Source organism: Streptomyces corallincola (assembly GCF_019104725.1).
Classification (GTDB): domain Bacteria; phylum Actinomycetota; class Actinomycetes; order Streptomycetales; family Streptomycetaceae; genus Streptomyces; species Streptomyces corallincola.
In genome coordinates this window covers 20212-44182 of sequence record NZ_JAHRXF010000007.1, presented here as the reverse complement: position 1 = coordinate 44182, position 23971 = coordinate 20212, and the positions used below count along the sequence as shown (strand labels likewise).

The following is a 23971-nucleotide window of genomic DNA, read 5'->3' as shown; positions in this document are numbered from 1 at the left end:
GACAGGTAACGCCGAAGGGGCGGGTCCGCAGCGGACCCGCCCCTTCGTCGTGCGTGCCGTGCGGCCGTCAGCCGGTGGCGACGGTGAACACGTGCACGTTGCTGTTCTGCGGCAGCTTCACCCCGACCGCGGTCCGTCCGTCCGGCGCGGTGAACGGCTTGGTGGCGAAGACGTACGCGGAGACCGGGTCCTTGTCGGCGCCCGCGACATTGCGGTACGCGGTCTTGGCGACGATCTCGTTGCCGAACTGGACGGTGCCGCCCCCGCCGCCGACGGTCCAGTCGGTGAAGGAGAGGTCGGCGGTGCCGGTGCTGCCGTCGTCGTAGGTGACGGTGGCCCCGGCCTGCTGGTTGCCGTTGACCGCGCTGCCCACGAAGGAGAGGGTGCGGGTGCCCGCGGGGAGCTTGACGGTCTGTCCGGCGCCGGAGGCGTTGTCGGGGCGCCCGGCGGGCGAGTCGGGCCAGGTGAAGCCGAGTCCGGCGGCCGTGCCGTGGGCTCCGGCGGTGAGACCGGCCGCCGCGAGGGCCTGCCGGGAGTAGCTCCAGCCACCGCCGTCGTAGTCGGCCTCGTCGTGCTCGCCCTGGTCGTCGGAGACGCCGGTGTTGTCGTAGGCGGCGAGCAGGGTGCCGGGGGCGGCGACGGTCAGGGCGACCGGCTGCTCGTAGGAGGTGGAGCCGGAGGTGACGCCGACCTGGACGGTGAAGAAGCCCTGCTTCACGTCGTCGGCGGCCGTGAGGGTGATCTCCCGGCTGCCGCCGGTGACGGTGCCCTCGGCCGGAGTGGCGGTCACGCCGTCGGGGGTGCGGACGGTGAAGTGGACGTCGGGTCCGGTGCCGCCGGACAGCGCGCGGGCCTGGATGGTGACCTTGGCGCTCTCGCCGGGCGCGAGGGTGGCCGCGGTCGGGCCGACACCGATCTGGTACGGCTGTTCGCCCGCCCGGAAGGACGGCGGCGGGCTGCCCGCGCCCCAGGTGCGGTCCGGGGTGGCGGACAGGGTGTAGTCGAGCCGTCCGCCGTCCCGGACGAACGAGGCGGGCAGCCAGGGGCGGTCACTGGAGCGGCCGTCCACCTTCAGGGACCGTACGTACGGGGCGTCGCCGGCCGCGCCCTTCGCCCGGATCGAGATGTCGTTGCCGTGCGGGCGGCTGATCTCCACGCGCTCGAACAGCGGGGAGGACAGCACCAGTTCGGCCCGCGAGGGGACCTGCGGGTACATGCCCATCGCGGAGAAGACGTACCAGGCGGACATCGCGCCGAGGTCGTCGTTGCCGGGGATGCCGCCGGGCTCGGTGGTCCACAGCTGCCGCATCGCGGCGCGCACGGTCTCCTGCGCCTTGTAGGGGGCGCCCGCGTAGTCGTAGAGGTAGGGGACGTTCAGCGAGGGCTCGTTGTCCAGCTCCGACTTGGTCCCGCCCTGGCCGGTGAAGGCCCACTGGCCGTCGGCGGTGTGGAAGAAGTCGTCCAGCCGGGCGAGCGCCTTGCCGGTGCCGCCCATCGCGGCGAAGAGTCCGGCCGGGTTGTGCTGGACCATCCAGGTGTACTGCGCGGAGGTGCCCTCCACGAAGCCGTTGCCGGTGTCCGGGGTGAAACCGGTGACCCAGCTGCCGTCCGCCTTGCGGTTGGCGATGTAGCCGCCGGTCGGGTCGGCCGCGATGTTGAAGTTGTTCTGCCACCACTGGGCGCGTCCGGCGAACTCGGCGGCGGTGTCCTTGCGCCCGGTCAGCGCGGCGAGCTGGGAGAGGGAGAAGTCGGCGGTGGACATCTCCAGGGTCTCGGCGGCGCCGCCCCAGGCGTTGGAGACGCTCGGCATGTAGTGCAGCTTGAGGTACTTGTCGAGCGAGGGCCGCTGACCGGCCGACAGCACCGGCTTGCCCGCGGGTGACAGGTCCTTGGCGGTGGGCACGGTGGCCGCCTTGAGCAGCGAGTCGAGGGCCCCCTTCAGGTCGAAGTCCCGGCCGCCGAAGGCGTGGATGGCGGCGAGCGCGGTGGGCGCGGGGTCGCCGTTCATGACGTGGGTGCCGCCCGAGCCGTGCAGCCAGCGGTCCCAGATCCCGCCGTTCTGCCCGGCGAGTTCGTACAGCGACTGGGCGATGTCGGAGCCGGTGCGCGGGTCGAGCAGGGTGAGTAGCTGCAACTGGTCGCGGTAGATGTCCCAGCCGGAGACGGTGCCGTACTGGGCGCGGTGGCCGCGTGCGACCCGGTGCGTTCTGCCGTCGCTGCCGCTGTAGCGGCCGTCGGTGTCGCTGATGACGTTGGGGTGCAGCAGGGCGTGGTAGAGCGCGGTGTAGAAGGTGGTGCGCTCGGCGTCGGTGCCGCCGCCGACCCGGATCTGGGCGAGCCGGTCCCGCCATGCCCTGCGGGCCGCGTCCCGGACCGCGTCGAAGGAACGGCCGGGCGGGTTCTCGGCCTTGAGGTTGGCCTCGGCGCCCGCCCGGCTGACGTAGGAGATGCCGACCTTGACGCCGACCGGGCCGGTGCCGGGCGCGAACTCGACGTAGCCGCCCGCGCCCTTGCCCGCGGTGGGCCAGCCGGTCTTGGCGAAGCCGCCGGTGCCGCCGGAGGCGGTGGTGGAGCCGGGGGTGACCTTGTCGTCCTGCCAGGTGCCGGAGGCGGTGAAGTCCCGGTCGAACCGGGCGGTGAAGTGGAGCGTGTAGTAGGCGCGGCGGCCCTCGGGGTCGAGGTAGCCGCAGAAGTTGCCGGAGGTGACGGACCCGGCGACGGTACGGGTCTTCGGGTCGATCGTGACCGTCGAATCCTCCGATCCCACCTCGGAGTTGGCGGTGCGGATCAGCAGCGAGGCGGGTTTTCCGGCCGGGTAGGTGAAGCGGGCCGAGCCGGTGCGGGCGGTGGAGGTGAGGTCGGCGGTGACGCCGGAGGCGAGGCCGACCTTGTAGTGGCCGGGCTCGGCGGTCTCGTCGGTGTGTGCGAAGTCCGAGGCGTAGACCGCGTCCTTGGTGTCGCTCGCCGGGGAGGTGGTGACCTTGCCCGCGTAGGGGAACAGCGGGATGTCGCCGCTGCCGCCCGCACACCCGGTGCCTGACATGTGGGTGAGGCTGAAGCCTCTGATGCGGGTGGCGTCGTACCGGTAGCCGCCGGGTGCGGCGGTGCGGGTGGCGTCGCCCCGGGTGTTCTCCGGGCTGAAGGAGAACATGCCGAAGGGGGTCACGGCACCGGGGAAGGTGTCGCCGCCGTTGCTGGTGCCGATGAGCGGATCGACGTATCCGGTGGGGTCCTTGACCAGCTCGGGGGGTGCCGCCGTCGCCGCGAGGGCGGGGGTGGCGCCACCGGCCGCGAGCGCGGCGGCCAGCAGCAGGGACAGGGGACGGAAACGCATGACGCGGCCCTTCCTCGGATGGGGACGGGTCGCGCACCACAGGTCGCACAAGCCGCAGGGACAGTAACGTGTCCCACCGGCCGGGCGAAAGGGCGCCTCGGGTTCCCGCAGGCGGGAGCGGATTCACCCGGACGGGTCGGACGAACTGGGTTGACATCGTTGTCCGTTGGGGCAATAAAGTCATGCACAGGTCATCGTAGACGCGATGACCGGACAACGTTGTCGCGTACCACGGGGGCACAAGCCGACCCTGTCAGTCGTACGCGGTCGTCGCGTGCGGTCCGTCGTGTGCGGTCCGTCCTTTACGGTCCGTCGTGTGCGGTCCGTCGTGTGCGGTCGTACGCACTCCGTCGCGCGCGCACGGCGAAGGGCCGCACCCCCGTCCACCGGGGATACGGCCCTCGTCTCCGCGTGCTCGCGGGCAGCGCGCCCGCTCGCGTGCTACTTGCGGATCAGGTTGCGCAGCACGTACTGCATGATGCCGCCGTTGCGGTAGTAGTCGGCCTCGCCGGGGGTGTCGATGCGGACGACCGCGTCGAACTCCACACCGGTGTCGGTGGTGACCTTGACCGTGCGGGGGGTGGTGCCGTCGTTCAGCTCGGTGACGCCGGTGAAGGAGAAGGTCTCCTCGCCGGTGAGGCCGAGGGAGGACGCGGTCGCGCCCTCCGGGAACTGGAGCGGCAGGACGCCCATGCCGATGAGGTTCGAGCGGTGGATGCGCTCGTACGACTCGGCGATGACGGCCTTGACGCCGAGGAGCGCGGTGCCCTTGGCCGCCCAGTCGCGGGACGAGCCGGAGCCGTACTCCTTGCCCGCCAGGACGACCAGCGGGGTACCGGCGGCCTGGTAGTTCTGCGAGGCGTCGTAGATGAAGGCGACCGGGGCGCCGTCCTGGGTGAAGTCGCGGGTGTAGCCGCCCTCGGTGCCCGGCGCGATCTGGTTGCGCAGCCGGATGTTGGCGAACGTGCCCCGGATCATGACCTCGTGGTTGCCACGGCGCGAGCCGTAGGAGTTGAAGTCGCGGCGCTCGACGCCGTGCTCCGTGAGGTACTTGCCCGCCGGGGTGTCGGCCTTGATGGCACCGGCCGGGGAGATGTGGTCGGTGGTGACCGAGTCGCCCAGCTTGGCCAGCACACGCGCACCGGCGATGTTCTCGACCGGGGCCGGGTCCATGCCCATGCCCTCGAAGTACGGGGGCTTGCGGACGTAGGTGGACTCGCTGTCCCACTCGAAGGTGTTGCCGGTGGGGACGGGCAGGGACTGCCACTGGGCGTCACCGGCGAAGACGTCGCTGTAGGACTTGGAGAACATGTCCTCGCCGATGGCGGCGGCGACGACCTCGTTCACCTCGGCCTCGGAGGGCCAGATGTCCTTGAGGAAGACCGGGTTGCCGTCCGTGTCGGTGCCGAGCGCCTCGGTGGTGATGTCCACCTTCATGGAACCGGCGATGGCGTACGCGACGACCAGCGGCGGGGACGCCAGGTAGTTCATCTTGACGTCGGGGTTGATCCGGCCCTCGAAGTTGCGGTTGCCGGAGAGCACCGAGGTGACCGCGAGGTCGTGTTCGTTGACGGCCTGGGAGACCTCGTCCGGCAGCGGGCCGGAGTTGCCGATGCAGGTGGTGCAGCCGTAGCCGACGAGGTTGAAGCCGAGCTTGTCGAGGTACGGCGTGAGACCGGCGCGCTCGAAGTAGTCGGTGACGACCTTGGAGCCGGGGGCGAGGGTGGACTTGACCCACGGCTTGCGGGTCAGGCCCTTCTCGACGGCCTTCTTGGCGACCAGCGCGGCGCCGATCATGACGTACGGGTTGGAGGTGTTGGTGCAGGAGGTGATGGCCGCGACCGTCACCGCACCGTGGTCCAGCTCGTAGGTGGTGCCGTCGGGGGCGGTCACGGTGACCGGGTTCGACGGGACGCCGTTGGTGGCGGCGGGGGCGTCGGAGGCCGGGAAGGACTCCTTGCCCGCCTCGTCGGCGGTGTCCACGTAGTTCAGGACGTCCGTCTTGAACTGCTCGGCGGCGTTGGCGAGGACGATGCGGTCCTGCGGGCGCTTCGGACCGGCGATGGAGGGGACGACCGTGGCGAGGTCCAGTTCCAGCTTCTCGGAGAAGTCCGGCTCGGCCTTCGGGTCCAGCCACAGGCCCTGGGTCTTCGCGTACGACTCGACCAGCGCGACCTGCTGCTCGCTGCGGCCGGTGAGGCGCAGGTAGTTCAGCGTCTCGTCGTCGATCGGGAAGATGGCCGCCGTGGAGCCGAACTCCGGGGACATGTTGCCGATGGTGGCGCGGTTGGCGAGGCTGGTCGCGGCGACGCCCTCGCCGTAGAACTCGACGAACTTGCCGACGACGCCGTGCTTGCGCAGCATCTCGGTGATGGTGAGCACGAGGTCGGTGGCGGTGGTGCCGGGCTTCAGCTCGCCGGTCAGCTTGAAGCCGACGACGCGCGGGATCAGCATGGAGACCGGCTGGCCGAGCATCGCGGCCTCGGCCTCGATGCCGCCGACGCCCCAGCCGAGGACGCCCAGGCCGTTGACCATCGTGGTGTGCGAGTCGGTGCCGACCAGGGTGTCGGGGTACGCCTTGCCGTCGCGGACCATGACGACACGGGCCAGGTGCTCGATGTTCACCTGGTGGACGATGCCGGTGCCCGGCGGGACGACCTTGAACTCGTCGAACGCGGTCTGGCCCCAGCGCAGGAACTGGTAACGCTCCTTGTTGCGGCCGTACTCCAGCTCCACGTTCTGCTTGAACGCGTCGTGGGTGCCGAACTTGTCGGCGATGACGGAGTGGTCGATGACCAGCTCGGCCGGGGCCAGCGGGTTGATCTTCGCCGGGTCGCCGCCCAGCTCCTTCACGGCCTCACGCATGGTGGCGAGGTCCACCACGCAGGGGACGCCGGTGAAGTCCTGCATGATCACGCGGGCCGGCGTGAACTGGATCTCCTGGCTCGGCTGGGCCTGGGAGTCCCAGGTGCCGAGGGCGCGGATGTGGTCGGCGGTGATGTTCGCGCCGTCCTCCGTGCGGAGCAGGTTCTCCAGCAGCACCTTCAGGCTGTACGGCAGCCTGGCCGAGCCCTCGACCTTGTCCAGCCGGAAGATCTCGTACGACTCGTCGCCCACCTGCAGCGTGCTGCGGGCGTCGAAGCTGTTCGCCGACACGACAGTCTCCTTCATTGATGTGCGCGTACCTCACCACGATCCTGCCGTCACCGGGTCTTGGCCCGTCCAGTGAGGTCAGGCTAAGTTAGGCTTGCCTTACCGGAGTGACGGCTGCGGTGCGCCTCGGCAGATATCTCGATGTCGAGATAACTCTAGTACATGGGGCGCGGCTGGTCATGCCCGGACGGGGGTGTCCCGCGCGGGGCGGCGGCTCCGGGGGCCGTTTCGACGCGCCGGATCGGCGTCCGCGCCGGGTCGGCGTCCGGCCGGCGCCGTGGCAGTCCTCCGGCCCGAAGCGGGCGGCGGGGCGGGGCGGGGACCTCCCGTCGCACGTAGGGGGGCGGGGTGACGTTCAGGTCCGCGCGTTCCGGATTCCGGTTCGGGGGCGGTCCGGATTCGCGGCTCGGGGTCGGTCGAGATTTCCCAGGTCGGGGTCGGTCCGGATTCGCGGCAGGGGTCGGTCCGGATTCCTGGCAGAGGTCGGTCCGGATTCCCGGCTCGGACACCAATGAGCAGACAGGGGCCCGTATTCGTCGGGCAGGAGCTCGTATGCGTCGGTAATTCCTCAGCTTCTGTCAGGCCGTCGCCCGGCGTCACCCCGGCCCCTACGATCGAACGCACCCGATCCAGGGGGGACGGAATGCACAGGATGCCGCGAAGCCCGTTCGGTCCTGCCGCGGAGCAGCGCTGCGACGTCACCGCCCACGCGGAGCTGATGCCGCTCGGCAGGCGGGGCGCGGAACTGTCGAAGACGCTCGCGGAGAAGGACAGACTCGCGGAGAAGTACAAGGAGGAGGCCGCGAGGTACCGCAAGGAGGCCGCGAGAAATCGGGACCTCGCGGAAAGGGAACGGACCGCGCGCCGTGCGGCCGAGGCGCGGGCGAAGTCCTGTGCCGAATCGGCCGATCGGCATACGGCCCCCGGCCCGGCGCGGGAAATGGGACACCCGGCCGCGGACCCGGAGAGGGGCGAACCGGCACCCCGGCCGGACCCGGCGGAGACCGACGAACTGAGGGCCCGGCTGGACGCGGCGGAGAGGGAGCGGGACGGGATCGCCGAGCTGCTGAGGACCGCCGAGGAGGAGCGCGACGCCGCCCTGCGCGCCCGGGACGCCGCTCTGCGCGCCCGCGACTCCACGATGGCCCGGCTGCGACCGCGCCGGAGCGACGGCACTCCGCCGGGCGAATCCGGTTCTCTGCAAGGGGAGTTGGAGGCACCGACGCTCCGCGGCGTTCTGGAACGGGCCGGACGGCACTGCTCCCTGCTGGTCGTCACCGCCGACCCGGACGCGGCCGAGCGGCTTGAGCACCACCGGAAGGCACCGCACTGGAGGAGGCGCCTGGCGGCAGCTCTGGCGACCCTGCACGCCTACGCCGAGGCCAAGAGCCTGGCCAGGGCGCACGGCCGTGGAGCGGGCCCCGGTCTCGCCAATCTCAAGGCGTATTGCGACAGCCGTTCCTTCCCGACGCTCTCCCCGGCCAAGGTGATCCTGAGCGAGGGAAAGTTCGCCAGCAGCAGCCCGCGGGGCAAGGCGGACAGGAAATTCCGGGTCCCCGTGGAGATCATTCCCTCGGGATACGCGGTGATGGTGGAACACATCCGTATCGGCGACGGCGCCCCACCCGCCCCACGCCTGCACTATCTGGACGACACCGATCGGAGCGGTCTGGTCGTCATCGGGTTCTTCGGCGAACACCTGACCAACGCGAGCACCAACTGACCCGTTCTTCCCGGTTGCCCCGTTTCTCCCGGCACCCGTTCTTTTCCTGCCGCGGATTCCCGGCCGAGTTCGGGGTATCCGACCGGAGCGAAGGAGAGCCGGAGGTCCGACCGGGCCGCCCGGCACCGAATGGAGGAGGGGAATCATGCCGCTGACATTTCGCAAGAGCTTCCGGATATTGCCCGGAGTGCGGCTGAACATCAACCGGCATTCCTGGTCCATCACGACCGGGGGCGGCAAGCACGGCCCGCGTCAGACCCACAGCAGCACGGGCCGTAGTACGACATCGGTAGATTTGCCGGGGCCTTTCGGGTGGCGGCGCACCCGTACCCGTAAGCACCATTGACGAGGCGTCACCCGAACGGACCCCCCTGCGCGGCGACATCTCATATCTGAGATAACCTCAGCCTCATGGCAGACGACTACCTCGTACGCATCGGCAAGCTCATCCGCGACGCCCGGCAGCACCGGGGCTGGACCCAGACGCAGCTCGCGGAGGCGCTCGGCACCAGCCAGAGCGCGGTGAACCGTATCGAGCGCGGCAACCAGAACATCAGCCTTGAGATGATCGCCCGCATCGGGGAAGCCCTGGACAGCGAGATCGTGTCGCTGGGCTACGCGGGTCCGATGCACCTGCGTGTCGTCGGCGGGCGTCGGCTCTCCGGCGCCATCGACGTCAAGACCAGCAAGAACGCCTGCGTCGCGCTGCTGTGCGGCTCGCTGCTGAACAAGGGCCGTACGGTGCTGCGCCGGGTGGCGCGCATCGAGGAGGTCTACCGTCTGCTGGAGGTCCTCAACTCCATCGGTGTGCGCAGCCGTTGGATCAACGGCGGGGTGGACCTGGAGCTGGTCCCCCCGGCCGAGCTGGACATGACGGCCATCGACGCGGAGGCGGCCGTCCGCACCCGCTCCATCATCATGTTCCTCGGCCCGCTGCTGCACCGCATGGACCAGTTCAAGCTGCCGTACGCGGGCGGCTGCGACCTGGGCACCCGCACCATCGAGCCGCACATGATCGCGCTGCGCCGGTTCGGCCTGGACATCGCGGCGACCGAGAACCAGTACCACGCCCGCGTGGACCGCACCGTTCGCCCGGACCGCCCGATCGTGCTGACCGAGCGCGGCGACACCGTGACCGAGAACGCGCTGCTGGCCGCCGCACGGCACGACGGAGTCACCGTCATCCGCAACGCCTCCTCCAACTACATGGTCCAGGACCTGTGTTTCTTCCTGGAGGCGCTGGGCGTCCGGGTCGAGGGCATCGGCACCACCACGCTCACCGTGCACGGCGTGCCGGACATCGACGTGGACGTGGACTACTCCCCCTCGGAGGACCCGGTCGAGGCGATGAGCCTGGTCGCGGCGGCCGTGGTCACCGAGTCCGAGCTGACGGTCCGCCGGGTGCCCATCGAGTTCCTGGAGATCGAGCTGGCCGTGCTGGAGGAGATGGGCCTCGACCACGACCGCGGCCCCGAGTACTACGCCGACAACGGCCGTACCCGGCTGGTTGACCTGACGGTCCGCCCCTCCAAGCTGGAGGCGCCGATCGACAAGATCCACCCGATGCCGTTCCCCGGCCTCAACATTGACAACGTGCCCTTCTTCGCCGCCATCGCGGCCGTCGCCCAGGGCCAGACCCTCATCCACGACTGGGTCTACGACAACCGCGCCATCTACCTCACGGACCTCAACCGCCTCGGCGCCCGCCTCCAACTCCTCGACCCCCACCGCGTCCTGGTCGAGGGCCCCACCCGCTGGCGCGCCGCCGAGATGATGTGCCCCCCGGCCCTCCGCCCCGCCGTCGTCGTCCTCCTCGCCATGATGGCCGCCGAGGGCACCTCCGTCCTCCGCAACGTCTACGTCATCAACCGGGGGTACGAGGATCTGGCGGAGCGGTTGAACTCGATCGGGGCGCAGATCGAGATCTTCCGGGACATTTGAGGGGTGGGGTGTCGTGCCCCTTGGAGGCAAGGGGCACGACACTTCAACATGCCAGCTGACCTGCGAGTACTCACCTTCACAGCTCTCCATTGATCACTGTTGTTTTTCAGTACCTTGTGCAACGCACGTGCAAGATGATCTTGAATGGTTGACGACACGTCAGGGAACCTGAGTATCCGTCAGCCTTCACGGAGGGGTGCCCCCTAAGTGGCCAGCACGGCCGAGGGATCCTTCCCGGAACTGGCCGGCAGCGCCACCCTTCATGTGATCACGGCCTGGAATCCTCGCGGCCGTACCGCCTCCGCCGAGTTCAACGCCCGTGCCCAGGGCTTGTTGCTCGATGAGCTTGACCGACGGCCGCTCACCTGGTGGCCCGCAGCAGGAGGCGACGCGTACGGCACGCACGTCGAGGAGAGCGTCGCCGTCGTCGGCATTAGCGACGGCGCGGCGCGCGAACTGGGGCGGCGCTTCGGTCAGGATGCGATTTTCGTCTGGACTCCCGACGCATGGCGTGTATCGGCGTGCGACAGCGACACCTCCGCCGTGAGTGGATGGGCGGTGTTCGCCAGGAGCGGCCGAACGTCACGGCTTCCTCCGGCCGACGGCACCGGCGACGGCCTTTGGAGCGCCCCGTCAGACCGCCGCTTCGACGACCGCTGATGTACATGAGCGCCGGCGTACGGCAGGAGCGATGACGATGGGCATGCACCCCATGCGGACCCCGGACCGCTGTCCCCGCTGCGGCAGGCCCCTCACCGGCCCACCGGCCGAGCGGGTCAGGGTCGACGGCTTCCCGGCGGAGGTGACGTACGAGACCGACCCCCTGTGCGGTGCACGCTGGCACGTGTGGGACAAGACGTCTCCGCTGCGCCGCCTGGCTCGCCCCTGTGTGGATGGCACGGACTGACGTCGCGATGCTCCGCGGGCGGCGCCGACGGCAACACCGGCCGCGGCGGGAATGAAGCCCGCCACCACCAGCGGATACTGGATCGCCGGAACTCGACCGGTGACACTGAAACACCCATCGCCCAAGGTCACGATATGTACGAGGCCGTATGGATTGTCAGACCGCGCAGATAACCTGACGACGTGTACGACATGACGGACCCGGTAGTCGCTCGCCAGGCGGCGAAAGCCGCTGAACAAGAGCGCCTGAGACGTGCGCGTGAACGCAGGGAGAGCCAGGGTTCCTCGGGCGTGAGCGGTTTCGTTCAGCGCAAGTGGCGTTGGCTCGGGGTCGGGGGCGGCGAGGCGGTCGAAACCGTGCTGGCCATGCTCACGGAGACAGCGGCCGCCGCCGGAATACCCGAGGCGGAACGGGCTGTCCTCACGCAGGCCCTCGAAGGCGATCCGGACCGCGAGAGCCTGTTGCCCGCTGTGCACGCGGGGCTGAGTCTCCTGTCGGCGGAGTCGATTCTCGGCCATCTGCGGAACCTCTGGGCCAACGGCGTGCGATGGCTCAACGAGGCAGGCCTGGAGCGGTGCAGGGTGTTGTGTTCGACGGCGCCCAGCCTGGACCTGGTCAGCAAGCGTTCCCACGCCGTCTCGGGCGGACCCGCCTTCAGTCTCTTCGCGACCGCGGCCACTCGCGGGGCGATACCCGTGCCGAACCGGTTTCTCGACGAGCTTCTCCCGTGGGCGCCCCTGTCCGTCATCGACGATCTGATCGACCACGGTGGCCTCATGCCCGAGGACGCCCCCTGGACGAGACGGGACGCCGAGGAAGGCCTCTACCTGCGCGCGCGTCTCGCACCAGCGGGGGTCACCGGCGAGCAGGCCGAGCGCCTCGCATGGCAGGCGTACCTGCGCCGGCAGTCCTTCCTCTTCGGTGAGACCCTCGTACGGCAGGAACCGGACGACGTGTGGGACCTGCTGTACGACGTCGTCATGGACGGCGACGTAACAGCCATCAGCGCACTCGACGCGGCACTGCCCCGGCCCCAGCAGATCGAGCTTCGCGACCTCAAGTCGGGTGCGCTGTCCGGGCAGTGGCCGCTGAGCATGACCGAGGACCGAGGACTCTGGCTGCTGATGGCCACCCTGTGGCACCCAAGGGACCTTGTCGACGCCGGACGCAGTCCGTTCTACGCCCTCGTCGCCCTGAACCGCGCCTACGACCTCGTGAAGGCCGGTGACCTGGAGGCGGCGGCCGAGCAGGCTCGCTCCCTCACCCGGGACAGCACTGGCAACCGCAAGGTTCCGGCGGACCTGGTGCAGGAGGCCCACGCCCTTGGGGCGTACGTGGCCGTGGTCCAGAGCGAACGGCTCGATTCGCCCGGGGGGCGGGACAGGCTTCTCGACTCCGCTGAGGAGCAGGCCGGTAAGGCCGCCGCGCAGGGAGGGGACGTCGCCGAACGCAACCTCCGGCTCCTTCGCGCCTGGAGGGGGACGAGAAAAAACGACCGCGGTCCGTTCAACAATCCGTTCCTCGACATCGGCTTCGATCACGGGGGCGGCGGGTGGGAGGAGCGCTGCCGGGAGATATTCCGGGAGCGCGAGGGCGACGCCAGGGCCCAGTCGGAACTGAACATGGCCGAGGAACGCATCCGTGGCGCGCTGCGCGGCGAGGCGGGCTGGGACGTCTTCTACCAGCTGCCGCTCGACCGGTCGCGATACGTCATGCCCTCCCAGGTGCCCGAGCATCTGGTGCCCCCGGTGGCGGCCCTGCCCCGCCGGACTCCGGTCACCAGTGGCGGCGAGCTGGAGGCTGTCCGTGCCCGTGCCGCCGTCGAACTGCTCGATGATTTCCGGACCACCTCGCCGCGCCTGGACCGCCACAGTTCCACGGGATGACCGCGTCGTAGTCCTGACCAACCGTCCGAGCCGAATGAAGTAGAGCAGCCCTGATGCCTCCGAAGAAGAAGACTCCCAAGAGGGTGCGAGCACACCGCCCGTGCCCCGCGTGCGGCCAGACGCAACCCGGAGCGCAGGGCGCACCGCCACCGCACAAACCCGGAGGCCTCAAGCGCCGCCGGGGACGGCACACGGATGCCGGGGACAATCCCACGGAGACTGGTGTCGCCGAAGCTCCTCCTCGTCCTGATCCGATCGACGCGATGACGGTCATCAAAGGGGTGGCGGCCCGCGTACCGGAGGCACTGCAGGCCGCCGGAGCCGACGAGGTGCCCCCGGCCGGCGCGCTCACCGCAGCGGTGCGCAGGGCGGTCCTGGACGAGTTCCGCACGCGCGCCCAGTTCGCCGGTCGTCTCGCCGAGATCGACGCGCTGCTCTGGTCCCGGGCGGGAGACAGCCGCGAAACCGTCGAGGGCGCGATGAGGGCGCACCTGCGGGAACTGCGGCTGCTGCGGGTGACGGAGCCCGAGGAGAGCGACCGGTTCGTGGTGACGGAGGGCGAGGGAGACGCCTTCGAACTGCTGAGTCCGGCGTATGTGGACGAGTTGACAGGAAAGGTCATCCTCGCGGGCCAACTGCGGCGTATCGCCCGGCCGGCGGATGTGAAGGCGGGGAAGGAAGCATGACGGCAGCGGGAATCGACTTCGGGACCACCAATTCGGTCGCGGCCCAGTGGAACGGCGAGTACGTCGAGGTCCTGGAGATCGGCGGGCAGGGCCTGGACGCGAACTGGGGGCGCCGGGGGTTCGAGCTGCTCTACCCCTCGGTCGTCGGCACGAGTTCCCTGCGGCCGGGCACCCTGTTCGGCTGGGAGGCGAAACTCCGTTCCGAGCAGGCCGTCGAGGCGTGCAAGCGGATGCTGCGCGAGGAGCCCTTCGTCACGCTCGGCGGTCAGCGGTTCGCCACGACCACGGCCGCCGCCGGCGTCTTCCACGCCATCGCAGGCGCGGCTGAGGAGGAGGCCGCCACCGAGATCCGCGAGGCCGTCATCACCGTGCCCGCCAACGCGACCGGCGCGGCCCGCTTCCGAACCCGCGAGGCCGCCCGTGCCGCGGGCCTCACGGTCCGCACTCTGCTGAACGAGCCGACGGCCGCGGCGATCGCGTACGCGCACGAGATGGAGGTCGACGGCGAGTTCCTGGTCTTCGACTGGGGTGGCGGCACGATGGACGCCACCCTCCTCCTGCACGACGACGGGTTCTTCGACGAGAAGGCGAGCCGGGGCGTCAACCGCCTCGGCGGCCTGGAGATCGACGCCCGGCTGCGCCGTATGGTTCTCGACCGGGCGCCCGCGCGTGGGCGGTGGAGCGATTCCGAGAAGCGGATGTTCAGCCTGGAGATCGAGCGGGCCAAGATCCTCCTCTCCCATCAGGAATCGGTCCGCGTCCGAACTCCCGATGATGTCACCGTCGAGATCGGGCAGGACGAGTTCTCCGAGGCCATCCAGGACCTCATCAACCAGGCCCTCGACCCGGTGGAGGAATGCTTGGAGCAGGCTCGGATCGCCCCGCAGGACCTCACCGCGGTGCTGATGATCGGTGGCAGCAGCCAGATCCCGGCCGTGCGCGTCGCGGTCTCGGAGGCGCTCGACTGCGAGCTCGTGGACACCTCGCTGTGCGACCCGATGACCGCGGTCGCCGAGGGGGCGGCCATCAGTGCCGCGGCCATGGACGGCGAGCTGAAAAGCATCATCCGGGTGGTCAACACGCATGCCCTGGGCACGATCACCAAAGACCGCGAGGGCAGACGGAGCTTCAGCGCCCTCATCGACCGGAACCAGCGCCTGCCGCAGCAGCGCGTGAAGTCGTACGAGCCGACGAAGGACAACGTCTCCCAGCTGACCGTCGAGGTCTGGGAGGGAGACCCGGACCGCGAGGTCGACCACCCGGACAACGTCAAACTGACCGACCTCGTCCTGACCTACCCGCGGCGCTGCACAGCCGAGGACGGTGTCTTCGACCTGGAGTACACATACAGCAAGGAAGGCCTGCTGACCGTCAGGGCCACCCTGCAGAAGACCGGCGAGGTGGTTCTCGACGGCGAGGTGAAGGTGTTCGGGGACGGGAACGTGCTGCCGGAGGTGAAGAAGGAACTCGACCGGCTGCTCTCCCTCACCCCGGCCGCCCGGGCCGCGACCACGCCGACCCATCCCCAGCAGGCGAACGCCAACTCCCGGAGCAACGGCGTGGCCAAGCCCGCTCCTCCCCGTTCCGCGCCACCGACGGCCGGCCCGCCCACGGCCGCGCCGCCGCTCGTCATCGACGGATCCAACCTCGCGTGGAACGGGCGGCCACCGCGTACGGCGGGCGGCAAGCCGAGCTTCGCGGCGCTGGAAGCCGCCGTACGGTCGCTGCGGTTCAAGCACGCCGATCGCGACATCCACGTGGTGGTCGACGCCACCCTTCGCCACGACGTGTCCGCCGAGGAACGGCCCCGCGTGGAGGCGGCCATCGCCGACGGCACCGTCGTCCAGCCCCCGGCCGGAACCGAGGGCCGTGGCGACGCACTCGTGATCAGCATCGCCCACGAGGTCGGCGGAGTCATCGTCTCCAACGACAACTTCGCACCGTTCCAGCGGGCGAATCCGTGGCTGCGGGACGCGGGAAGGGTCATGGGGGCCACTCACTCGCAGGGGGTGTGGGTCTTCAACCGGCGCGTACCCAATCCGGCGACGCCTGTCCAGCGAAGGTGACGCCCACATCGGGCACCATCCTGAAGCAGACACTTCTCGGCACCCTCTCCACCGACAAAGGCACAGCTGACATGAGTGATTCCACCGCCAGCCCCGCAGAGACGCAGTCCCGAGCCCGCTATCTCCTGGACGGGCGGCGGGTGACACCCACCGACCTGCTCAGCGCCGGGCTGCTCGCGGAGGGCGAACATCTGACGTTCGTACGGCCCCGGATGGGCGAGACGCACGAGGCCACGGTCACGTCCCGGGGATGGATCCGGCTGGCGGACGGGGAGGAGTTCCGTTCACCATCCAAAGCGGCCATGGTCGCTGTCGGGTATGGGACATTCGACGGGTGGGAGGCGTGGCAGGTGGACGACGGCCGATTCCTGACGCAGTTGCGCCAGGAACTGCTGGACCGGGCCGCCGAGGAAGCCGACCCCCCGGAACCGGAGGAACAACAACAGACGTCGCTCTCGCCCAGCGAGCGGCACGCCCGGCTGAAGAAGGCCCGCGAGTCGGCCGCGGCAGGAAGCCCGTTCGCCCTGTCCGTGCACGAGTTGCTGGGCTGGTGGGGTGCGACAGGCCGAGGACTTGTCAACGAGCAGATCGAAGCCGAGCTCGCCAACCACAGCCTCATCACGTCGCCCGAATTCGACAAGGTCCCTCTGACCGCGACGGTCCACCTGGTCAAGGCCGCGGAAGAAGACGCCGAGAACATTCCTCTCGCCGGGTTGCCGTCGGCCGTCACAGTTCCGGCCGGCACGTCCGAGGAACAGGAATCCCGCGAGACCGGGCTGACCGTGGGCACCCTGCCGTCCGCGCTCGGCGGCGTCATCAGCGTCAAACCGACGGCCACGTTCGAGGAGGTCATCACGTTGATGGTGCTCCACGACTTCTCCCAGCTGCCGGTCCTTGCCGGTCCGCACAACCTGCGGGGGTCCGTCTCGTGGAAGTCGATAGCCCGTGCCCGGCACGCCGATCCCGGCGCCCGCCTCTCCCAGGCCATCGTGGACGCTCGGGACGTCCGCTACGACCACGACCTGATCGACGTCCTGCCCACACTGGCCGAGCATGACTTCGTCCTCGTCAGGGACCAGCGGAACGCCATCGCCGGCATCGTCACCGCCGCCGACGTGGCCCAGGCCTACGGTGATCTGGCCGGACACTTTCTCCTGATCGGGGAGATGGACCGCAGGCTGCGGCAGGTCATCGCGGGCGCCTTCACCCTGCCCGAGGTCACGAAGCTCTGCGACCCGAAGGGCGAACGCATCACTTCCTTCGGCGACATGAGCATCGGCGACTACAAACGTGTACTGGAGCATCCCGAACTGTGGCAGCAACTCGGATGGCCACTCGACCGCAAGGTGTTCATCGAGCGGCTTGAGGAGATCCGCCGAATCCGCAACAACGTCATGCACTTCAACAGCAGCGATCCCCTGCCGAAGGGCGACGTGGACAAGATCCGCAACCTCAACAAGCTGCTGAGGGAATACGGGGAGTAAATCGGGGAACGCCCGCCCGCACACCGGCGCTTACACGCCACGCGCCGTCGCCCACGGCGGCTCGCTGTGTGCGCGCCGACCCTGGGCACATCAGGTTGTACCCGGCAGCGTAAGCGCCATGAACAGCGAGCACTCACCCACCTCCACTGGCGCGACCGCAACGCGTGGCGCGGCAGAAGCGGACACCCTGACAGATGAGTTCACCATGCGCTTCAGCTCGACTCCCCGGGATGCCCACCTCGCTCGCCGCCTGGTCTCGGACCGGCTCGACGCGTGGGGGCACCCCTACATGTCCACCGCAAACGAGACACTGACCCTCCTCACCGCCGAGCTGGCTGCCAATCCCGTACGTCACGGCCGTGTGCCCGGACGGGACCTCGAGGTGCGGCTCACGCTCGACGAACGCGACCCGCTCACCCTGCGCACCGCCTACCGAGTCGGCTCCATCCTCAAACACGTCCCGCCTGAGGCACGAATCGCCACCCGCTACGCCTACTACGTGTAGCCAGCAAGGGCGCCTTCTATCGTCTGCGCGGACTCGGCGGTGTCCGCGACACCCCCCGGCGAGGGCCGAGCCGCGCATGGGCCGGAGCAGGTCACTCGCCATATTGGGGTGCAGTGGCCGACTCTTGGGGTATATCGGTTGAATCCCTACTGGCGTGTTGTGAGGGGCGCGGTGGTTGGGTGGGGGCCTGGGGCGACTGTGCTGCCAGTCCCGACTGGTGAGAACAGGAGCACGTGTGCACGTCACGACCAGCAAGGTGTGGGCTCAGCAGATCGTGTTCGGTCGCAATGCGGTGCGCCAGCTACTGGTGCCGTCGGGCACCCTGGGCGTGGTGGAGGCACCCACCGGGCTGGCGGTGACCAGCGTCCAGGGCAGATGGCCGGCGATAGGCGCCGGAGGCGGGGAGCCCGAGGAACTGACGGCTGTGATACCCACCGTCAGAACGGGCGGACGCGTGGGCTGGGTCGGCGACACGGTACTTCGCTCGCCGCAGATGGTGCTGGCCTCGTTCGTTGACGGCATCGGATTCCGCGACCACGCCGAACCGCACGCACTGCGACGTCCCCAGATCGGTGCCCTGCACTCGGTGATCGGCTACTGGGCCTCTGGGGTGACGGCTCCGGGAATCGTGGTGATGCCGACCGGAACGGGCAAAACTGAGACGATGCTCGCGCTGCTTGTGGCCGCCCGTCCTGAGCGTCTGCTGGTGCTGGTGCCGACCGCGGCGCTGCGTGATCAAATTGCGGCGAAGTTCGAGTCGCTCGGCATCTTGCACACGCACCAGATTGTCACTCCGAGCGTGATGCGCCCCGTGGTGGGAAAACTCCAGCACGGCCTCCACGACGCCGCCGACGCTGCAGCGTTCGCCTCTGCCTGCAACGTGGTGGTCGCAACCCCGCACGCACTTCAGGCCTGCGAGCCGGGGGCTCGCAACGCCCTACTGGCCGCGTTCAGTCACCTGGTGGTCGATGAGGCCCATCACGCACCGGCGCCCAGCTGGTCACGCATTGTCGACGCCTTCGCCGACCGGCGTGTCCTGCTGTTCACCGCCACCCCGTTCAGAGAGGACGGGCGGCCCGTGCCCGGCCGGACGATCTTTCGGTTCCCGCTACGGGAGGCCCAACGGGATGGATACTTCACCCCCATCAACTACCGGGCCGTGCTCAGTCTGGAGGACACTGACCGAGAGCTCGCGAACCTGGCGGTAAGACAGCTGCGCGAGGACCGGGCTGCAGGGCTGGATCACATCGTGATGGCGCGAGCGAGAAGCATCACTCGGGCCAAACAGCTCGGCGAGCTCTATCAGGCGCTCGCGCCGGACCTGAATGCGACCGTTCTGCACGAGAGGGTGGCGGCCAAGGCGCGTCGTGCAGCGTTGGCCGCCCTGGAAGATCGGTCATGCCGGATCGTGGTCTGCGTCGACATGCTCGGTGAGGGCTTCGACCTGCCGGCCCTGAAAATCGCCGCACTGCACGACGTGAAGAAGAGCCTCAGCCCGATGATCCAGTTCATCGGACGGTTCACCCGGTCCACTTCCGCGGACTCTGCGATCGGAACGGCCTCCGTGTTCGTGGCCCGTGATCCGTCGGTGGCGCTGTCGCCCCTGCGTGAACTGCTGCGCGAGGATGCTGACTGGGACACGATCCTGCATGACATCACCGAACGGGCCACAGCCAGCGTAGAGGAGATCAGCGACTTCGAGGCCTCCTTCACCGATACCCCGGAAGAGGTGTCGGTCGCGGTGCTGGAACCCAAAATGAGCGCCATCGCTCACCGAGTTCTTGGTCACAACTGGACTCCTGAACGGGCCTTGGACGTCTACGGCGAAGGACGGGTCCTGGACAGCACCATCGCGGTCAACACGGCTTCCAGCGTTGCCTGGTTCGTGGTGGAGAACCGCAGCGAAGTCCGCTGGGGAGCCCCCCAGGCCCTGGAGCAGGTCACCTACGAGCTGATCGTCATGTACTTCAGTCGTGACCGAGGCCTGCTCTACATCCATGGCTCGAACAACACCGGTGACTACCGCGAACTCGCCCAGGCCGTCCTGGGCGTGAACTCCCGGCCGGTCACCGGTATGCCGACCTTCAGGGTGCTGGGCCACATGGAGCGCCTGATCCCCACCAACGTGGGCCTGCTGGATTCACGGGACCACTTCAACCGGTTCTCCATGCATGTGGGAAGCGACGTCTACGAGGCGCTGACCATCGCCGACCGGCAGGGCAAGAGCCAGACCCACATCGCCGCCTCCGGATTCCGCAACGGAGAGAAGACCACCATCAGCGCCGCCTTGTCGGGACGGTTCTGGTCGATGCAGACCGCCCCCAGCCTCAAGGCCTGGACCGACTGGTGTGACGAGCAGGGAGCCAAGCTCACCGACGCCACCATCGACCTGGCCACCGTCATGGACGGGTTCATCTTCCCCGAAGACCTCACCGAACGCCCGGAGGGCGTACTCATCGCGGCCGAATGGCCCTGGCCGCTGTTCACCGGCAACGGACCCGGCCCACAGATCTCCCACGCCGGCACCGCCTACCCCGCCGTCGACGTCGCCCTGGAAGTGGCAGACCACTCCCCTACCGGCCCCTTCCGGATCCGCCTAACCACTCCTGCCTGGCAGATCGCCTACGGCGCCACCTTCACCGACGCCGGTCTGACCTACGCCCCCGACGAGTTGGACGGGCGTGTCCGCTCCGGAATCCACGAGTATTCGCTTGAGGAATGGATCAATCGGAACAAGCCCATCCTGTTCCTGGCGGGCGACAAGATGATCACCGCCGAGGACAGGCTGCTCGCCCCTCGCAAAGATCTCGATCCCTTCGACCGCAGACGATTGACCGTCCTGAGCTGGGCCGGGGTGGACATCCAGAAAGAGTCTCAGACCGCCACGCGTGAACCTGACTCCATCCAGGCCTACATATCCGCCCACCTGCAGCAGTCGCAGGAGTTCGACGTCCTTATCGACGACGACCGCGCTCGCGAGGCAGCCGACCTGGTCGGAATGAAGATCGACGGTGACGAACTCGTCATCACCCTGGTCCACTGCAAGTACTCCTCAGAACCAACCCCTGGCGGCCGGGTGGCCGACCTGTATGAACTGTGCGGCCAGGCCGTCCGTGGCGCGAAGTGGCGGCAGAACCACCTGGTTCCGCTCCTGAACCATCTGGACCGACGCGCCAGAAGCTTCCGGGCCCGCACCGGCGTCTCGCCCTTCGAGGTCGGCAGTATCGAGGAGCTCTACCGGATCCGTGAACTCGCCCCGCAGTTGCGTCCTCGCCTCCACACCGTGCTCGCCCAGCCCGGGCTGTCCGCATCTGCGTGCACCGAGGAACACCTGCGGCTACTGGCCGGCGCCGAGACGTACGTCCACGCCCTCACCCGGGGCACGTTCACCGTGTACTGCAGCACCTGAACGCATTCGACGAGCCGACACCCGTGCCGCATCCGCACGAGCGTGACTGGGACCGGCCCGTACGCCTGCACATCATCAACGTCGGCGGCGACACCGCCTACCGCATAGAGCTCGGCGGCCATCAGCTGACCATCACCCACACCGACACCTTCCCCGTCAAAAACCACCAGGTCGCGCGCTACTTAAACAAGTACGACTCGGCCGCGCATCTACCTCGACATGTGGCTCCCTATGCACCTGCACGGCCGCACCCACCAGCTCGGCGACGCATCACAGGGCCGACCTGCCTGGTCAGCTCATGCGGCGCTTGGCGAGGCAGCAGGCGAGGCGTGGGAATGCCGGCCCCCGAGAGCGACGGCCAGCGGGACGATGCCGTCCACCCAGGGGTCACGGAGGGGCTTGTAGGTGGCCGTGCCGTCCTGGATCTCGATTAAGCCCACGCGCCGGGCGCCGGCTCCCCCACCACCGCCTCCGCCCTCGCCGGTCTTGTCCTTGCCGACTTCGCGACCCGCCCCGCCGCCGAAGCCGAAGCCGACCTCGGCGACCGGGATGACGGTGATGCCTTCGGCGACCACGGGCTCGCCGTAGACGGCGGTCACCGAGGCCCGGTTGCCGAGCTTGTCGGCTAGGCGTTCCAGGAGGCTGACCGAGGCATGGGCGGTCGTCATGTCCGCCAGTGGGACGAGTTGAGGTGCGTCTTCACCCGTGCTCATTTGGCCTCCCATATCGAGGCGTTCGGCAGTGCCGAGGATGTGAGTGGCGGCCGGCGAGGGGACGCGGGTGGCAGGGAAGGGGAACCGGTCGACGGTGGTGGCGGTGAAGCCTGCGGCCGGAATGGCTTTCTGGGTGTCGCGCCCGGCGTAACAGCCGCCCATCAGCCGGGGCCAGACGGTGGCGTCGAGCACACGCTGGACGCGCCGCATCATCAGTGAGTCGGCCTGGACGTGCTCAAAGAACCGCAGTTGGCCGCCCGCCCACAGAACGCGGTGGAGTTCGCCGACGGCCATCATCTCCGCTCCCACCGACGCCACGCCGTCGGCTGCGGCTCGGTCCACAGCGCCACCGTCGCCACAGGACCATGGAAACGAGGAGGGCCGCGAAGGAGAGGGCAAGCACGGCAAGGGGAAGGGAGGAAAGTCGGACGACTGAACCAGGCCCGTTCCAGGGCCTCCAGTGCGCCGCAGACGGCTCGATGATCGCCATTCGACCGGCAGCCGCCGCCAACAGCTGAAGTCCTGACAGATCCAGTCCACTTGGCCTAGCGTGCGCACGTGCCCGATGACGTGACCGTCCAGCAAGCCACTGCGGACCTGTTCTCCGCGCCGCACGTCCTGGCCACTGCAGTCGCCGTCCTGCCCGTCACGGCGGTCTGTACGCCTGGTGGGCACCACCGAAGGTACTGACCGCCTTCCAAGGGCCCGCCAACTCCAGCGATGGCGGACAGCGGCTGCTCTACCTGGGCAAGGCCAAGCGGCTGCCCCCGCGCATCGCCTCGAACCACTTGAGGAACTCCGGACGCTCAGAGAAGCAGGGATCCCGTACAGGCCCAGGCAATCTGCCAGGCCGACGAGCAGCACTTCGGCCCACCAAGATGGCCGTACGGGTTCGGCAAGCCGCGTCATCGCCGTGCAGGGAGACTCGGCCGGCCCAGCAGATCCACCATCGGCCGTTGGAGCCGGGCGATGGGGTATATCCGACCAGGCCCCTCATAACGCGACCGTCTCCTGCCGCCGACCAGATGAGATGATCACGTTTGTCTACGCCTGATCGACTCAGAGGGAGGGAGTGCAAGGGTGCTCAAGGACTCATCGTTGCGGGGGTACTTACTGGAAGAGTCGCTGGCCTGGCTGCTGCGCTTCAGCGGCTACCGGCTTCTCGTCCACGAAAATCAAGATCCGGTCGAATTGGTGACGGAGGGCCAGACTCTACGGGTCCGAGGGCGGGGCGCGCTCCACCAGGTGGACGTTCTCGGAGAGTTCGCCTTCACCCCGGCGTTCTCCATGCCGGTGCGGCTGTTTCTGGAAGCCAAGTACTACCAGACACGCTGCGAGTTGGAGGTCGTCCGGAACGCCCACGGTGTTGTGCACGACGTGAACCAGAACTTCATGACGGGCACCGGGACGCGGCCCCGGCAGCGGTACAAATACTCGTACGCGTTGTTCTCCGCGAGTGGGTTCACCGCCGACGCCCAGAAGTACGCGCTTGCCCACCAGATCTCTCTCGTGGATCTGTCGGGTGCCTCCTTCGCCTGGCTGCTTGGCCACATCGGAGCTACGGCGACGAGTCTGTGCACGGCGCAGCAGCATCTGCCGAAGTCGGCCCCGTTTCCGCTGAATTGGATGCGCTCCGAGCTGCGGAAGGCGCTGGGGACATCCCCGCTGGAGCTGCCACCCGTTTCCATCCCCGAGGGAAAGTTCAAACAGGCCGGCGGCACCGTGATTGAGGACTTCGCCACGGTGCTCCGGCAGCACAGCGACGCAGAGCTGCTCCTCGGTTTCCCTGCCGCGCCATTCATCCTGCCGCTCGCCGCCGATGACCACCGAGGGTTCCTGGAGTACGCCGAGGCGAAGCCCGACCATGCAGTGCGGATCAAACGACGGGGCGTAGGAGCCGCGGCGGAATGGACGCTCTCACCGGCAGACGCGGTCGGCGCCTACGAACTCACCTTCAAGCTCCCAGAGCACATCGAGGAGTGGATCAGCGGCATCGGAGAGAAGGAGCGCTACCGCACCGCAGAGGTCAAAGAGCAGTTCCTGTCAGCGATCACGCTCTACCGCATGAACGGCACCGGCGTACGCGCCTACCAGCTGCGCTATGAGGCGAGTTCCCTGTCCCGGGCTGGGGCCCCGTAGGCAATTCCGGCCCGGGAGTGCCGTA

The 23971-nt window shown here is 68.8% G+C and carries 14 protein-coding genes and 1 pseudogene; 12 read left to right on the top strand and 3 right to left on the bottom strand.

From position 1 onward, the window contains the following. Positions 1-67: 67 nt before the first annotated feature. Both KUM39_RS07460 and acnA read right to left on the bottom strand, forming a co-directional pair. Positions 68-3334, bottom strand: coding sequence for a GH92 family glycosyl hydrolase (locus KUM39_RS07460; protein ID WP_217784621.1), 3267 nt, complete (start codon positions 3332-3334; stop codon positions 68-70). 441 nt (positions 3335-3775) lie between these two features. Continuing rightward, positions 3776-6490, bottom strand: coding sequence for an aconitate hydratase AcnA (gene acnA / locus KUM39_RS07455; protein WP_308288075.1), 2715 nt, complete (start codon positions 6488-6490; stop codon positions 3776-3778). A 649-nt stretch (positions 6491-7139) separates the two neighbouring features. Between acnA and KUM39_RS07450 the strand changes: the two genes are divergently transcribed. From KUM39_RS07450 to KUM39_RS28755, 11 genes and pseudogenes are all read left to right on the top strand, one after another. Beyond that, complete coding sequence (locus KUM39_RS07450; protein ID WP_217784619.1) at positions 7140-8210, top strand: hypothetical protein; 1071 nt, start codon at positions 7140-7142, stop codon at positions 8208-8210. 145 nt (positions 8211-8355) lie between these two features. Further along, positions 8356-8556 (top strand): DUF4236 domain-containing protein, encoded by a 201-nt coding sequence (locus KUM39_RS07445; RefSeq protein WP_217784618.1) that lies wholly within the window; start codon positions 8356-8358, stop codon positions 8554-8556. Positions 8557-8621: 65 nt separating this feature from the next. Then, complete coding sequence (locus KUM39_RS07440; protein ID WP_217784617.1) at positions 8622-10151, top strand: helix-turn-helix domain-containing protein; 1530 nt, start codon at positions 8622-8624, stop codon at positions 10149-10151. Between the two features lie 207 nt (positions 10152-10358). Further along, entirely contained in the window at positions 10359-10811 is a 453-nt protein-coding gene (locus tag KUM39_RS07435) for a DUF3293 domain-containing protein (protein WP_217784616.1), read from the top strand. A 438-nt stretch (positions 10812-11249) separates the two neighbouring features. After that, positions 11250-12944 carry a hypothetical protein gene (locus KUM39_RS07430; protein ID WP_246619779.1) on the top strand — a complete coding sequence of 565 codons (1695 nt, stop codon included), beginning with the start codon at positions 11250-11252 and terminating at the stop codon, positions 12942-12944. A 263-nt stretch (positions 12945-13207) separates the two neighbouring features. Further along, entirely contained in the window at positions 13208-13630 is a 423-nt protein-coding gene (locus KUM39_RS07425; protein WP_246619768.1) for a hypothetical protein, read from the top strand. Continuing rightward, positions 13627-15696, top strand: a complete 2070-nt coding sequence (locus KUM39_RS07420; protein ID WP_217784615.1) for an Hsp70 family protein — start codon at positions 13627-13629, stop codon at positions 15694-15696. The genes KUM39_RS07425 and KUM39_RS07420 overlap by 4 nt, the downstream gene beginning before the upstream one ends. Further along, entirely contained in the window at positions 15693-17180 is a 1488-nt protein-coding gene (locus KUM39_RS07415) for a CBS domain-containing anti-phage protein (RefSeq protein WP_308288074.1), read from the top strand. The genes KUM39_RS07420 and KUM39_RS07415 overlap by 4 nt, the downstream gene beginning before the upstream one ends. Positions 17181-17298: 118 nt before the next feature. After that, the gene (locus KUM39_RS28760; RefSeq protein WP_372455720.1) at positions 17299-17685 is read left to right on the top strand and encodes an ATP-binding protein; all 387 of its coding nucleotides are present in this window, start codon (positions 17299-17301) and stop codon (positions 17683-17685) included. A 235-nt stretch (positions 17686-17920) separates the two neighbouring features. Further along, a complete protein-coding gene (locus KUM39_RS07405) occupies positions 17921-21094 on the top strand; it encodes a DEAD/DEAH box helicase (protein ID WP_308288073.1) in 3174 nt (1057 codons plus the stop codon). Continuing rightward, a pseudogene (locus KUM39_RS28755) lies at positions 21001-21213 on the top strand (hypothetical protein); the annotation flags it as partial. The gene KUM39_RS07405 and the pseudogene KUM39_RS28755, both read left to right, overlap by 94 nt. Positions 21214-21390: 177 nt before the next feature. On the opposite strand, the gene KUM39_RS28685 reads toward KUM39_RS28755, so the two are convergent. After that, positions 21391-22149: a spore germination protein GerW family protein gene (locus KUM39_RS28685; RefSeq protein ID WP_308288072.1), complete on the bottom strand. Its 759-nt coding sequence runs from the start codon at positions 22147-22149 to the stop codon at positions 21391-21393. A gap of 738 nt (positions 22150-22887) precedes the next feature. On the opposite strand from KUM39_RS28685, the gene KUM39_RS07390 reads away from it, so the two are divergent. Next, positions 22888-23946: a PDDEXK family nuclease gene (locus KUM39_RS07390; RefSeq protein WP_217784614.1), complete on the top strand. Its 1059-nt coding sequence runs from the start codon at positions 22888-22890 to the stop codon at positions 23944-23946. The last annotated feature ends 25 nt before the right edge of the window (positions 23947-23971 follow it).

What these genes read in the sequence shown, in the direction of transcription:
- KUM39_RS07445 (WP_217784618.1), top strand. Translation starts at nt 8,356, where the DNA reads ATGCCGCTGACATTTCGCAAGAGCTTCCGGATATTGCCCGGAGTGCGG.
- KUM39_RS07420 (WP_217784615.1), top strand. Translation starts at nt 13,627, where the DNA reads ATGACGGCAGCGGGAATCGACTTCGGGACCACCAATTCGGTCGCGGCC.
- KUM39_RS07430 (WP_246619779.1), top strand. Translation starts at nt 11,250, where the DNA reads ATGACGGACCCGGTAGTCGCTCGCCAGGCGGCGAAAGCCGCTGAACAA.
- KUM39_RS07425 (WP_246619768.1), top strand. Translation starts at nt 13,208, where the DNA reads ATGACGGTCATCAAAGGGGTGGCGGCCCGCGTACCGGAGGCACTGCAG.
- KUM39_RS07450 (WP_217784619.1), top strand. Translation starts at nt 7,140, where the DNA reads ATGCCGCGAAGCCCGTTCGGTCCTGCCGCGGAGCAGCGCTGCGACGTC.
- KUM39_RS28760 (WP_372455720.1), top strand. Translation starts at nt 17,299, where the DNA reads ATGAACAGCGAGCACTCACCCACCTCCACTGGCGCGACCGCAACGCGT.
- KUM39_RS07440 (WP_217784617.1), top strand. Translation starts at nt 8,622, where the DNA reads ATGGCAGACGACTACCTCGTACGCATCGGCAAGCTCATCCGCGACGCC.
- KUM39_RS07460 (WP_217784621.1), bottom strand. Translation starts at nt 3,334, where the DNA reads ATGCGTTTCCGTCCCCTGTCCCTGCTGCTGGCCGCCGCGCTCGCGGCC.